A 12,552-nucleotide genomic window follows, 5' to 3' on the forward strand; every position below is an offset into this window, starting at 1 on the left:
CTCCTGTTCGTCCGTGCGGCGGCGGATCACCGCCGCCGCACGGACCGCCGCATGGCAAGACACAGCCCGTCGCATGGCAGCCAGTTGCATGGCAGACCTCGCACAGAAAAGACATGAGGATGAACGAAATCGTTCCGGTCGTCGAGATGACCGACATAGCTATTGGATTCCCAGGAGTTAAGGCGCTCGACGGCGTCGACTTCCGCCTCTTCCAGGGTGAAGTCCACGCCCTGATGGGCGAGAACGGCGCCGGCAAGTCCACGCTGATCAAGGCCCTCACCGGCGTGTACACCATCGACTCCGGTGCCATCACGGTACTCGGCGAACCGAAGCGGTTCTCGACGCCGGGCGAATCCCAGGCGGCCGGCATCAGCACCGTCTACCAGGAAGTCAACCTCTGCCCCAACCTCACCGTTGAGGAAAACGTCCTGCTGGGCCGCGAGCCCCGCCGTCGGGGTTCCATCGACTGGAAAGGCGTGCGGTCCCGGACCCGGGAGGTCCTCGCCGAACTGCAGCTGGACCACATCGATCCCGGATCGCTGCTGTCCACCCATTCCATCGCCGTCCAGCAGCTGATCGCCATCGCCCGCTCGGTGGAGATCAACGCCAAGGTCCTCATCCTGGACGAGCCGACGTCGAGCCTGGACGCCGACGAGGTCAGTCAGCTTTTCCGTGTCATTCGGGACCTGCGCAACCGCGGTGTCGCCATCCTGTTTGTCTCCCACTTCCTGGAACAGGTCTACGAGATCTCGGACCGGATGACCGTCCTGCGCAACGGCAAACTCGTGGGCGAATACCTGACCCGCGACCTGTCCCGGATGAGCCTCATCTCCAAGATGATCGGCAAGGACATGGAAGCATTGGCGGAACTGGACCAGGCCCCCGCCCGGACGCGCGCCAGCAATGGCGCCGGCGTAACGCCCTTCATCGAGGCCAAGGGCCTTGGCCGGAAGGGCTCGGTTTCCAACGTGGACCTGTCCATCTATCCGGGTGAGGTGGTGGGTCTGGCCGGCCTGCTCGGTGCCGGACGGACGGAGATCGCGCGGCTCTTCTTCGGCGCCGACAAGGCCGACGAAGGTTCCATCAAAATCAAGGGCGCGGGCCAGAAGATCCGCTCCCCGCGCACGGCCATCGACAAGCGCATCGGTTTCTGCTCGGAGGACCGCAAGGAGGAAGGCCTTATCGGCGACCTCACCGTCCGCGTCAACCTGGTGCTGGCCATGCAGGCCAGCAAGGGCTGGGCGCGCCGCATCCCCCGCCGCGTCCAGGACGAGCTGGTGGCCGAATACATCGAAGCCCTCGACATCCGGCCGGCCAACCCCGAGGCCCTCATCCGCAACCTCAGCGGCGGAAACCAGCAGAAGGTGCTCCTGGCCCGCTGGCTGGTGACCCACCCGGAACTCATGATCCTCGACGAGCCCACCCGCGGCATCGACATCGGCGCCAAGACCCAGATCCAGAAGCTCGTCAACAAACTGGCGGCCGGCGGGATGTCCATCCTCTTCATCTCCTCCGAGCTCGAGGAAGTGCTGCGCGTGAGCGACCGCGTTGCGGTCATCAAGGACAGGGCAATGGTCGCCGAAATCAACAACGACGGCGTCTCCGTGGAAGACGTCATGACGGTCATCGCCGGAGGTACACAGTGAAATCCCTATTGAAACACCGCCTTGCGTGGCCGGTGATTGCCCTCGCAGCGCTGCTGCTGCTGAACCAGGTTTTCAGGCCCGATTTCATGAGCCTTCGGATGCAGGACGGGCACCTCTACGGCAGCCTGATCGACATCATGCGCAACGGCGCCCCGACCATCCTCATCGCCCTCGGCATGACGCTGGTCATCGCCACCCGCGGCATCGACCTTTCGGTGGGTGCGGTGGTGGCGATTGCCGGCGCGGCATCCTGCGCCTACATTGCCGCTTCCCCCGAGCCCGGATCCCCGGTGACGGCCGCAATGGCGGTCCTTATCTCCGTCGTCGCCGGCCTTGTCTTGGGAGTCTGGAACGGTTTCCTGGTGTCCACCATCGGCGTGCAGCCGATCATCGCCACGCTGGTGCTCATGACGGCCGGGCGAGGCGTGGCCCAGCTCATCACTGGCGGCCAGATCGTCTCCGTGTCGAACGACTCCTACAAGTCGATCGGCGCCGGGTACCTGTTCACTCTTCCGATCTCCATTCTGATCACCGCGGCTGTCTTCGCCCTGGCGGCGGTCCTCACCCGGCGGACCGCGCTGGGAACCCTGATCGAGGCGGTCGGGATCAATCCGGTCGCCAGCCGTCTGGCCGGGCTCCGTGCCCGGAACATCATGTGGATCGTCTACGTCTTCAGTGCAGTCTGCGCCGCCATCGCCGGCCTGATGATCAGCTCCAATGTCACGGCGGCCGACGCCAACAACGCCGGCCTGTACATCGAGATGGACGCGATCCTGGCGGTGGTCATCGGCGGCACGTCGCTGGCAGGCGGGCGGTACACCCTGGTGGGGACCGTCGTCGGGGCCTTCATCATCCAGACCCTGACCACCACCGTCTACACCCTGGGCATCCCGCCGGAAGTGACGCTGGTGTTCAAGGCACTCGTGGTCATCACCGTGTGCCTGCTGCAGGCGTCGAAGGCGCGGAACCTGCTCAGCCGCCTCAAGGCGGCACCCAAGCCCGCCGCTCAGGAAGCCGCAAAGGAAAAGGTCGCCATCTGATGTCCCCGCTGTCCACGCTTACGCCCCTGACCGTCAAGAAACCCTCACCGGCGCGCAACCGCCTCCGCGGGGGTGCACGCTATGCGCCGACGCTTGCCACCGTGGGTCTGTTCATCGCCATGTTCGCCGTGGGTGCTGGAATGTACCCGAGCTTCCTCTCCGGCCAGGTCTTCCTGAACCTGTTCATCGACAACACCTTCCTGATCGTGCTCGCCGTCGGCATGACCTTCGTGATCCTCACCGGCGGCATCGACCTTTCGGTGGGGGCCGTCGTCGCGCTGTCCATGATGGTGAGCGCCACGCTCCTGCAGCAGGGCTGGAACCCAGGGGCTGTCATCGTCCTGGTGCTGCTCATCGGCGGCGGGCTGGGGCTCCTGATGGGGCTGATCATCCAGTACTTCGACATCCAGCCCTTCATCGTCACCCTGGCCGGCATGTTCCTGGCCCGCGGCCTCTGCTACGTCATCAGCCTCGACTCGATCCCGGTTAACGAGGCATTCTTCACCGGCATGGCGCAAGCGCAGATCCCGCTGCCCGGGGACCTCTTCGTCTCCCCCGGCGTATTGCTGGCCCTCGGAATCGTGGCCGTGGCCTTCTTCGTCCTGCACCACACGCGCTTCGGCCGCACGGTCTACGCGATCGGCGGCAACGAACACTCCGCGATGCTGATGGGCCTGCCGGTAAAGGCCACCAAGATCCTGGTCTACGCCCTGAGCGGCCTGTGCTCGGCGATCGCCGGCATCCTGTTCTCCTTCTACAGCCTCTCCGGCTACAGTCTCGCGGCCCAGGGCATGGAGCTCGACGCCATCGCGGCCGTGGTCATCGGCGGCACACTGCTCACCGGCGGCACCGGCTACGTCCTGGGATCGGTCGTCGGCGTCCTGGTCCTGGGGATCGTCCAGACCTTCATCGCCTATGACGGAACCCTCAGTTCCTGGTGGACGAAGATCGTCATCGGCGGCCTGCTCCTCGTCTTCATCCTGCTGCAGCGGCTCTTCGCCCGGAAAGCCGGCTAACTGCTGTCCCCTTCCCGCACCTCACCTTCCCGCACGTCATCTCCGCACGTCGAAAGGACGTTTTTCAGCATGAATGATTCCGTCAACCGCCCGTTCTCCCGCCGGCTCTTCCTCGGCTCCGGAACCGCCGCAGCCGCCGCCTTCGCTGTCGCGGGTGCCGGAGGGGGGGCCCTGGCGGCTGCGTCCCCAGCCGCCGCAGCTCCTGCCGGCTCGGCTCCGCTGATCAACCCGGTGGTGCCGCAGCGGGCGGACCCGTGGCTCATGAAGCACACGGACGGCAAGTACTACTTCACCGGCTCGGTGCCCGAGTACAACCGCATCGTCGTGCGCTCCTCCCCCACCATTGCCGGACTGGGCAGCGCTTCCGAAGCGGTGGTGTGGACCCGGCCCGCTTCCGGAACCATGGGCGGCCACATCTGGGCGCCCGAGCTGCACCACTTCGACGGAAAGTGGCACATCTACTTCGCCGCCGGCGACAGCAACGACGTGTTCCGGGTGCGGATCTACGTGATTTCCACCGATGCGGCGGACCCGACCAACGCCGTCTGGGGAGCACCGGTCCGCGTCTACACGCACGCCGACACGTTCTCCCTGGACGCCACGACGTTCGAGCACGCCGGCACGCGCTACCTGCTCTGGGCGCAGAGCGACACCGGCGTGAACTCCAGCCTGTACATCGCCTCCATGTCGTCGCCGTCGACGCTCTCCAGCACCCCGGTCCGCATTGCCGTGCCGACGCTGGACTGGGAGACCCGCGGCTACAAGGTCAATGAAGGCGCCGCGGTGATCAAGCGGAACGGCCGCATCTTCGTCACCTTCTCCGCGAGCGCCACGGACGCCAACTACTGCATGGGCCTCCTGACGGCCGACGCCGGCGCCGACCTGCTCAACGCAGCATCCTGGACGAAGACACCCACTCCGGTGTTCACCACCAACGAGGGCTCGAAGCAGTACGGCCCGGGCCACAACTCCTTCACCGTCGATGAGGCCGGCAACGACGTGCTCGTGTATCACGCGCGGTCCTACCGGAACATCGTGGGCGATCCGCTGTACGACCCCAACCGGCACGCCCGGGTCCAGCGGCTGTACTGGAACGCGGACGGTACACCAAACTTCGGTGTACCGGTGGGCGACGGCGAACTGCCGGTCCGCCTGGAACCCGCCTCGGCTTCCGGCACTTTCCTGGCGCACGACGGCGTCACCGTCACCGCCGCTTCTTCCCCGGCGCTGGGCGCGTCCCAGTTCCGGCTCGCCCCGGGGTACGCCAAAAAGAACTCGGTGGTCATCGAACCGATCCTGACCAAGGGCCGTTATCTCCGGATGCAGGGGTCAGCGGTTTCGATCGCTACTACGGAGGGGTCGTCGTCGGCCTTGCTGCAGCGGGGCGGCCTCTCCGATGCTGCCGGCGTCTCGTTCGAGTCGGTCGATATGCCGGGTTCCTATCTGCTGCTTCGGAACGGGGCCCTCGTTTTGGCGAAGGTGGGGAAGGACGAGCGGGCTGCGGCCACGTTCTTCCTGCGCTCCTGAGGCTGCGCTCCTAGACTCCGGCACACTCCGGCTCCGGGGCGCGTTGGTAAGTGTGACTCGCTGGTGATGTGGTAATTGCCTGATGCAGGTTGCGATGAATGCAGGGCCGGCGGTTAATCCGCCGGCCCTGCATTCTTGTGTCCGCCGGCAGAACCGCCAGGTCGGGCGCATATTCTGAGGATTAGCCGTACTCCGATCCCGAAGGAAGCCCATGCCCGACGCCTCACGTCCCTTACAAAAGCTTGGATTCCTGACTATTGGCCTGTTCGATCCGGCGGCTCCCGCCGCGGGCCACCAATCCACTTTAGACATCATCGAACTTGGTGAGCGGCTTGGATTCGACAGCGCCTGGCTGCGGCACCGCCATCTGCAGTTCGGCATCTCCTCCCCCATTGCGATGATGGCCGCCGCCAGCCAGCGCACCTCCCGGATCGAGCTTGGAACCGCGGTAACCCCGCTGGGCTGGGAAAACCCCTTGCGCCTGGCCGAAGACCTGGCCACCGTGGACCTGCTCGCCGGGGGACGCATCAATCCGGGGCTGAGCGTGGGGGAACCAATGCACTACGACACAGTCAAGCACGAGCTGTACCCGGATTCCTCAGAGCTGGAGGACTTCGGCTACGGCCGCGTGGATCGGCTTGCCCGCCTGATCGCAGGGGAACCGGTGCGGGACTTTTCCGGCAAGCAAGGCGTGGTCGAGGAATTCTCCAACCGCGTCGAGCCGCACTCTCCCGGGCTGCGGGACCGCCTTTGGTACGGGGCGGGCAGCATGAAGTCGGCCGTCTGGGCCGGGGCAAACGGCTTCAATCTGCTCTCCAGCAGTGTGCTCTTTCCCGGCACGGATCAGGAACCGGACTTTGCCATAGTTCAGCAATCGCAGATCCGGGCCTTCCGGGAAGCCGCCGCGTCAGCCCACACGCATGCGCCGGCCCGGGTCTCCCAGGGCTTGGTGGTGATCCCGACCGATTCAGCGTCGACTGGTCAGCGGGAAAAGTACCAGCGGTACGTCGATGAGCGGACTCCCCGCACACGGGCGCTGCAGGGGCCAAAGGGCATGCTGTTCGCCCCGGATCTCATCGGCACCAGCGATGACATCGCCCAGCAGCTGTACGCCCACGCAGGATTCCGGGAAGTCGACGAGGTGGCCTTCGCACTGCCCTTCAGCTTCGACCACGAGGATTACGTCCAGATCCTCACCGACATCGCCGGCAAATTGGGTCCCGCCCTGGGATGGACTCCGGGGACCTTGCCCACCTGCAGTGGATGATCTGGTACCCATTGCCGCGGAGTCGGGAAGGGTCCAGCATGGGTTGCACCGGCCATTCATATCATCCAGAGGAGCAGCTATGAACGCCACCGCATACGGGATTGTGCATTTCTTTGCAGAGGGCACTAAGGAGCAGTACGAAGCCTCTATTGCCGCTGTTCATCCGGGGGAAGGGCGCTTGCCCGCCGGGCAGATCTTTCATGCCGCCGGTCCTTCGACGGGCGGCTGGACGATTATGGCTGTCCACGATTCCAAGGCGAGCTGGGAACAGTTCCGGGACAATACGCTTCTTCCTCGTTTCCAGCAGGGAATCGAGGGTGGTTTTACCTCCATGCCTGAGGAAACTGTTATCGACGTATACAAAATCATGCCCTAGGGACGGGCGCCTGCCGTCGGCTGTGTCATGAAGGCACCAACACTGACTGATGCCACAATCACCCTCCCGGCGGTCTACGGGATGTCGGCGTCAACGAATTGATCCAGTCATCAGGGGTTGCCAAGTCGACGTTCTACCGTCACTTCCCATCCAAGGACGATCTCGTCCTCGCGCCACCGCGACCCGACCGCAAATTCATCTCCAGCGTCGCCGTTTCAATCTTGAACCCGGAGGCTCGATCGCATCTCCACTTGACCTGACTCCCTCCATACCCTTGAAATTGACGCCCAAAGTAGCTCATCATTTCGCTTCATGGTGGAACGACCGATAGACCGGCAGAAAAAGCGAGGAAAACGGTGAAGCAGGGTCCTATCTCCGACGACGGCGACGCGGCCCGCCAACGCAGTTTAGATCCGAGCCACTCCCCCGGGACTCTTACGATCAACCAGTTGCTGCTTGAGAGCCGCATCGGGCTCGAGCGTGTTCATGCTTCGGATCTTGAGCGGGAGATGGCAGCGGGCGCCCTTGTTGTTGACACACGGCCGGCCGATCAGCGAGACCGCGACGGTGAGCTGCCCGGTGCCGTCGTCATTGACCGAACGTGCTCGAGTGGCGGCTCGACCCTTCCAGCCCCCACCGCCTCCCGATCGCTGACGACCCCGCACGGCGCATCGTAGTCGTCTGCAATGAGGGCTACAGCTCCAGCCTCGCAGCACACACCCTGCAGCGGCTGGGGCTGACCCGCGCGACCGACCTTATCGGCGGTTTTCAAGCCTGGGCAGCACTGTGCAGGCAGTCCGACTAAACCACGCCGGACAAGATGCACCCGGCTCTAAGGCTTGCAATTTCTTGATCTCATACTGCGCGTTGGCTGCGCCATTATTGATGCCGGCCAAGCACACTGGCCATAGCCTGCAAGGGTGCAGGACATCAGGCTGACAGCCGCCGAAGTGATACGGCTTCCGGCACCTTTGGGGCCGTGACGCACACCCGATGTGGGCGGGGAAGGAGTTGCGTAGTGCGCAGGGGGAAACAACTGAACGAGGGAGTTAGGCTGACGCTGGAAGTACAGCACCTCCAGAAACTCGTGGGGCAAGCTTCACGGGAGGCGGCAGAGTCATTTACCGCTGATTACATGGCCCTTCTCCCCGGGCTCGTTGAACAGATCATGTGCACCGTTCGTGCCCGGGACAGGGATGTGGCGCTGGATGCTTCACTGAACTTGAAGACGAAATCGTGGCTGGTCGGTGCGCTACGAATGAACCAGCTGTGCAGTGAACTTGAGCTGGCCTTGGCACTGGGCGACTGGGCCGCCGCAAGTGCCGTCGCACGAGACATCGAACTCCACCTTCCGCGCCTGCAGAAAGCCCTCCAGGCCGGTCCCCACCTCGCGCTCTGTATTCGGCGGCCGGGTGCACTCCAGACCACCATGGCGTCCTGATCCTCTAGCCGCCGGAATCCCGTTATCGGGATCCAAGTAGGACGGGTTGAAACAGGCAAGGGAACTGACCCCGCGGCGGCCGTGCCCCGAAGGCTACACTGGCGGGCATGAGCATGAAAGTCAGGTACCGATGACCACCCCCACCGTCAATCACCAGAGGACTGCGCTGGTTGTAGGCGCAAGCGGCATCGCTGGCTCGGCCATTGTCGAGCAACTGAATCGAAATGGTGGCTGGACAGTTCTTTCGCTGTCCAGGAATCCGGTAACCGGTTCGCCCGCCAGGCACATCGCGGCGGATCTGTTGTCAGCGGACAGCCTCGCCATGGCACTTGGCAATGAGAAACCCACGCACGTGTTTTTCACCGCGTGGGCGAGGCAGGACACCGAGCAAGAAAACATCGCCGTCAACGCAGCGATGCTTCGCAACCTGCTCGATGCTTTGAGGGATGCCCCCGTCGAACACGTGGCACTGATGACCGGCCTAAAGCACTACCTGGGCCCGTTCGAGTCATACGGGGCCGGCCCTGTTCCGGACACCCCCTTCCGCGAGGAAGAGCCCCGGTTGCCGGCACCGAACTTCTATTACGCGCAGGAGGACGAGCTGTGGGCGGCAGCGGAACGTCAGGGTTTCCGTTGGTCCGTGCACCGTTCGCACACTGTGATCGGTCATGCCGTGGGTAACGCAATGAACATGGGCCTGACATTGGCGGCACAGGCAACCTTATGCAAGGAGCTCGGCAAGCCCTTCGTCTTTCCCGGATCCGAGACGCAATGGAACGGCCTCACGGACATGACCGACGGTGAACTCCTTGCCGAGCACATGATCTGGGCCGCCACCACAGAAAACGCGGGCAATCAGGCCTACAACGTGGTCAACGGTGACGTCTTCAGGTGGCGCTGGATGTGGCCGAAGCTGGCTGCTTACTTTGGCGTAACAGCCGAAGGCTACGAGCGTTCACCAAGGCCGCTCGAGGAACAGATGCACAGCATGAACCAGGAATGGGGCAAAATCGCCGCCACGCACGGTCTCGCCGAGGCCGACTTGTCACGTGTGGCATCGTGGTGGCACACGGACGCCGACCTGGGACGCCAAATGGAGGTTCTCGCAGACATGAGCAAGAGCCGCCTGGCCGGCTTTACCGGCTACAGACGCACGGAAGACTCTTTCCAGCGGCTTTTCGACCGTTACCGCGCAGAGAAGATAATCCCCTGACCGCTTGACAGAAGCGGTCAGGGGAGCGCGCTGGCGGGCTCCCGGGGCGTCAGGACGAACAGACTTCCCAGCACCATAACGACGCCGATCCACCCCAGCGCCGGCAACCGCTCCCCCACGACCACGACCGCCAGCACGGCGGCGACGACGGTCTCCATGAGGGAAAGGCCCGTTGCGGTGCTGGCGCGGACGCGGGCCAGCCCCCACCCGAACAGGACGTAGCCTGCGAACATCGGCACAAGCGCCATATAGGCCCCCACCGTGAAATTGGTCCACGACTCAAGGATCGGCCGGCCTGTCATGGCGAGCACGGGCATCAGCAGCAGTCCGCCCAGCCCGAACACCGCACCCATGGCGGCCCGGGACGGCACTCCCCCGCTGATCAGGCGGTGAGCGGCCCACGAATACAGCGCGTAGGTCACGCCCGCCACCAGCCCCAGACCGACACCAGCGGGCACCGCCCAGGTGCCGGCAAGGGCGCCGGGACGTTCCGCACCGTCACCGGCAAAACTCAGCAGCCCGGCGCCTGCCACCCCGATCAGCGCGCCGAGCAGCCAGCGGCGGGTCAGCACCTTCTTCTCCGCCAACCGCTCGATAACCGCCGACGCCAGGGGAGCCGAGCCGATCGAGACCACCGTTCCGAGCGCCACGCCAGCAAGCCGCATGGAACTATAAAAGGCTAGAGGGTAAACTGCGACGGCGGCCGCCCCCAGAACGACGAGCAGCCACCGGCCGCGGAGGTTGACCCAATGGGACGCTATCGGCTGCACCGCACACAGCGCCTGGAGCAGCCCGCCCATGCCCATCGCCACGGCACCGATGGCGAGCGGACTCACGGACGGCGCAAACGTGGCAGCCGTTCCCGTCGTGCCCCAAAGCGCCGACGCCCCCACAACGAAAATGGCACCGAGAAGGGGCCCGTTCATACGGCCAAGCAGCGCCCTCACAGCTGCTCCAACATCTGGGCAGCGATCATCCGGGCCTCCTGCAGGCAGCCGTCTTCGCCTTCAAGGCCCGCCCTGGCCATGGAACCCTCCAGCAGGAAGGCCAGGTGCCGCGCCTTCCTGGCCGCCGTCTTATCCTGCCCACGCAGCAGCTCCGCGACGTGCTTGCGCAGGAGGCCCTCGACTTCTTCCTTGTGCTGCCGCACGGCCTGCCGCCCCGGAGCCCCCGCGGGCAGTTCCGCGGCGGCATTAAGCAGCCCGCAGCCCCTGAAGCCGTGTTCGTAGGCGAAGTTCGCGTGGTCAATGTAGGCGTCGAACACTGCCAGAACCCGTTCCCGGGGAGCGGCCGCCACCGCAACCCGCCCCCGGTAGAGAGTTAGCCATTCCTCGTGGCGGGCAGCGAGGTAGGCCGCCACCAAATCCGCCTTGGAAGTGAAGTTGTTGTAGAGGCTTTTCTTGGCCACACCGGCCGCAGCCGTAATGGAGTCGATGCCCGTGGCGGAAACCCCGTCGGCATAGAAGAGCCGCGCCGCAGCCTCGAGGAGAGCTGCGCGGGCCGGCGGCCGCTTCGTTGCTGACTGGCCTTCAGGTGAAGCCACGGAAATACCTCCAACACTAAGCTGAGTAGGTAGACCAGTCTACCTACTCACCATCCCCGCCCTCAAGAGGCGATGGAACCGGGCCAGGCGGGAGCCGTCGTCGTCACCAATTTGTGTCTTGCTTCACAGCGCCACCACGGATAATATTGCCCAAGATTGTTAGCGCTAACAGAAATGTTGGAGCAGCCGGGGTCTCCGCTCCGGAATGACAGCCCTCCGGTGCCGGTCCTGCGGAACGGCCTCGGTACGCCGGACACGAGTGGCCGGCGACGGCGGAAAGTACATACGCTTTCCGCTCAAGCACCGATTCGTGGCTAACCAGGCCACGGAAGGAGAATAACGTGAGAATCAAGAAACTGCTGGGCGCCGTCGCCGTCGTCCTGGCTGTGACGGTGGGGGCCACCGGCTGCGGCAGCCGCCCCGGCGCCACCACCGGAACCAGCAGCGCCGACGCTGCCGGCGCCCTGGTGGGAATCTCCATGCCGACGCAGACGTCGGAGCGGTGGATCGCTGACGGCAAGAACGTCTCGGACTCCCTGGCCAAGCTCGGCTATAAGACGGACCTCCAGTACGCCAATGACGACATTCCCACCCAGGTTTCCCAGATTGAGAACATGCTGACCAAGGGCGCGAAGTCCCTGATCGTCGCGGCCATCGACGGCACCACGCTGACAGATGTCCTGGCGAAGGCCAAGGAACAGAACGTCAAGGTCATCGCCTACGACCGGCTCATCAACGGCACTCCGAACGTTGATTACTACACCACCTTTGACAACTATGAGGTGGGCGTCCAGCAGGCAACGTCCCTGCTGACCGGCCTGGGCCTGGTGGATGCCTCCGGCAAGAAGGTCGACGGCAAGGGCCCGTTCAACGTGGAACTGTTCGCGGGCAGCCCGGACGACAACAACGCCAACTTCTTCTGGACCGGCGCCATGGACACCCTGAAGCCGTACCTGGATGCCGGCACCCTCAAGGTTCCCAGCGGCCAGACCAAGTTCGAGCAGGCGGCCATCCTGCGCTGGCAGGCCGCAACCGCCCAGAAGCGGATGGAAGACATCCTCACCGCCGCTTACGGCTCCGGCAAGAAGCTCGACGGCGTGCTGTCACCTTACGACGGCCTCTCCATCGGCATCATCTCCGCCCTGACCAGCACCGGCGGCTACTCCAAGGGCGCCCTGCCGGTAGTGACCGGCCAGGACGCGGAAAAGGGCTCGGTGAAGTCCATCGTCGCCGGCGAGCAGTACTCCACGATCTTCAAGGACACCCGCAAGCTCGGCGAGCAGGCCGTGAAGATGGTGGACGCCGTCCTGAAGGGCCAGGAGCCCGAGGTCAACGACACTAAGACCTACAACAACAAGGTCAAGGTTGTCCCGGCGTACCTGCTGAAGTCCGTCATTGTCACCAAGGACAACTACAAGCAGGAACTGATCGACTCCGGTTACTACACGGACGCCGACATCAAGTAGCAGCACCGCACCAAGCA

Annotated in this window: 12 protein-coding genes and 1 pseudogene; 11 read left to right on the forward strand and 2 right to left on the reverse strand. The window is 64.4% G+C overall.

Going from position 1 to position 12,552, the window contains the following annotated elements; all coding sequences use genetic code 11:
• The first annotated feature begins 119 nt into the window (after positions 1-119).
• The 10 genes and pseudogenes from ACTHQX_RS10740 (at position 120) to ACTHQX_RS10785 (ending at position 9,526) form a co-directional block, all read left to right on the forward strand.
• Positions 120-1,646 (forward strand): sugar ABC transporter ATP-binding protein, encoded by a 1,527-nt coding sequence (locus ACTHQX_RS10740; RefSeq protein ID WP_440157563.1) that lies wholly within the window; start codon positions 120-122, stop codon positions 1,644-1,646.
• Entirely contained in the window at positions 1,643-2,686 is a 1,044-nt protein-coding gene (locus ACTHQX_RS10745) for an ABC transporter permease (protein WP_440157493.1), read from the forward strand. Before ACTHQX_RS10740 ends, ACTHQX_RS10745 begins: the two co-directional genes overlap by 4 nt.
• Complete coding sequence (gene yjfF / locus ACTHQX_RS10750; protein ID WP_440157495.1) at positions 2,686-3,702, forward strand: galactofuranose ABC transporter, permease protein YjfF; 1,017 nt, start codon at positions 2,686-2,688, stop codon at positions 3,700-3,702. The genes ACTHQX_RS10745 and yjfF overlap by 1 nt, the downstream gene beginning before the upstream one ends.
• Positions 3,703-3,771: 69 nt before the next feature.
• Positions 3,772-5,229: a family 43 glycosylhydrolase gene (locus ACTHQX_RS10755; RefSeq protein ID WP_440157497.1), complete on the forward strand. Its 1,458-nt coding sequence runs from the start codon at positions 3,772-3,774 to the stop codon at positions 5,227-5,229.
• Between the two features lie 211 nt (positions 5,230-5,440).
• Entirely contained in the window at positions 5,441-6,496 is a 1,056-nt protein-coding gene (locus ACTHQX_RS10760; RefSeq protein ID WP_440157499.1) for an LLM class flavin-dependent oxidoreductase, read from the forward strand.
• Positions 6,497-6,575: 79 nt separating this feature from the next.
• Positions 6,576-6,872 (forward strand): hypothetical protein, encoded by a 297-nt coding sequence (locus ACTHQX_RS10765; protein ID WP_236806204.1) that lies wholly within the window; start codon positions 6,576-6,578, stop codon positions 6,870-6,872.
• 71 nt (positions 6,873-6,943) lie between these two features.
• Positions 6,944-7,045: pseudogene (locus ACTHQX_RS10770) on the forward strand (TetR/AcrR family transcriptional regulator); the annotation flags it as partial.
• A 428-nt stretch (positions 7,046-7,473) separates the two neighbouring features.
• Complete coding sequence (locus ACTHQX_RS10775; RefSeq protein WP_440157501.1) at positions 7,474-7,677, forward strand: rhodanese-like domain-containing protein; 204 nt, start codon at positions 7,474-7,476, stop codon at positions 7,675-7,677.
• Positions 7,678-8,007: 330 nt separating this feature from the next.
• The gene (locus tag ACTHQX_RS10780; RefSeq protein WP_440157503.1) at positions 8,008-8,313 is read left to right on the forward strand and encodes a hypothetical protein; all 306 of its coding nucleotides are present in this window, start codon (positions 8,008-8,010) and stop codon (positions 8,311-8,313) included.
• Positions 8,314-8,443: 130 nt separating this feature from the next.
• Complete coding sequence (locus tag ACTHQX_RS10785; protein ID WP_440157505.1) at positions 8,444-9,526, forward strand: SDR family oxidoreductase; 1,083 nt, start codon at positions 8,444-8,446, stop codon at positions 9,524-9,526.
• Positions 9,527-9,543: 17 nt separating this feature from the next.
• Here ACTHQX_RS10785 and ACTHQX_RS10790 read toward each other — a convergent pair whose 3' ends face one another.
• Entirely contained in the window at positions 9,544-10,452 is a 909-nt protein-coding gene (locus ACTHQX_RS10790) for a DMT family transporter (protein WP_440157507.1), read from the reverse strand.
• Positions 10,453-10,469: 17 nt separating this feature from the next.
• Positions 10,470-11,069, reverse strand: coding sequence for a TetR/AcrR family transcriptional regulator (locus ACTHQX_RS10795; protein WP_440157509.1), 600 nt, complete (start codon positions 11,067-11,069; stop codon positions 10,470-10,472).
• A 341-nt stretch (positions 11,070-11,410) separates the two neighbouring features.
• Here ACTHQX_RS10795 and chvE point away from each other — a divergent pair, with 341 nt between their 5' ends.
• The gene (gene chvE / locus ACTHQX_RS10800) at positions 11,411-12,535 is read left to right on the forward strand and encodes a multiple monosaccharide ABC transporter substrate-binding protein (RefSeq protein ID WP_236806200.1); all 1,125 of its coding nucleotides are present in this window, start codon (positions 11,411-11,413) and stop codon (positions 12,533-12,535) included.
• The last annotated feature ends 17 nt before the right edge of the window (positions 12,536-12,552 follow it).

Origin of the sequence: Arthrobacter sp. SAFR-023 (assembly GCF_051965295.1) — a bacterium.
GTDB lineage: Bacteria > Actinomycetota > Actinomycetes > Actinomycetales > Micrococcaceae > Arthrobacter.

Excerpts from the sequence above, each read along its gene's own strand:
- ACTHQX_RS10740 (WP_440157563.1), top strand. The coding sequence starts at position 120 with ATGAACGAAATCGTTCCGGTCGTCGAGATGACCGACATAGCTATTGGA.
- yjfF (WP_440157495.1), top strand. The coding sequence starts at position 2,686 with ATGTCCCCGCTGTCCACGCTTACGCCCCTGACCGTCAAGAAACCCTCA.
- ACTHQX_RS10755 (WP_440157497.1), top strand. The coding sequence starts at position 3,772 with ATGAATGATTCCGTCAACCGCCCGTTCTCCCGCCGGCTCTTCCTCGGC.
- ACTHQX_RS10760 (WP_440157499.1), top strand. The coding sequence starts at position 5,441 with ATGCCCGACGCCTCACGTCCCTTACAAAAGCTTGGATTCCTGACTATT.
- ACTHQX_RS10765 (WP_236806204.1), top strand. The coding sequence starts at position 6,576 with ATGAACGCCACCGCATACGGGATTGTGCATTTCTTTGCAGAGGGCACT.
- ACTHQX_RS10780 (WP_440157503.1), top strand. The coding sequence starts at position 8,008 with ATGGCCCTTCTCCCCGGGCTCGTTGAACAGATCATGTGCACCGTTCGT.
- ACTHQX_RS10785 (WP_440157505.1), top strand. The coding sequence starts at position 8,444 with ATGACCACCCCCACCGTCAATCACCAGAGGACTGCGCTGGTTGTAGGC.
- ACTHQX_RS10790 (WP_440157507.1), bottom strand. The coding sequence starts at position 10,452 with ATGAACGGGCCCCTTCTCGGTGCCATTTTCGTTGTGGGGGCGTCGGCG.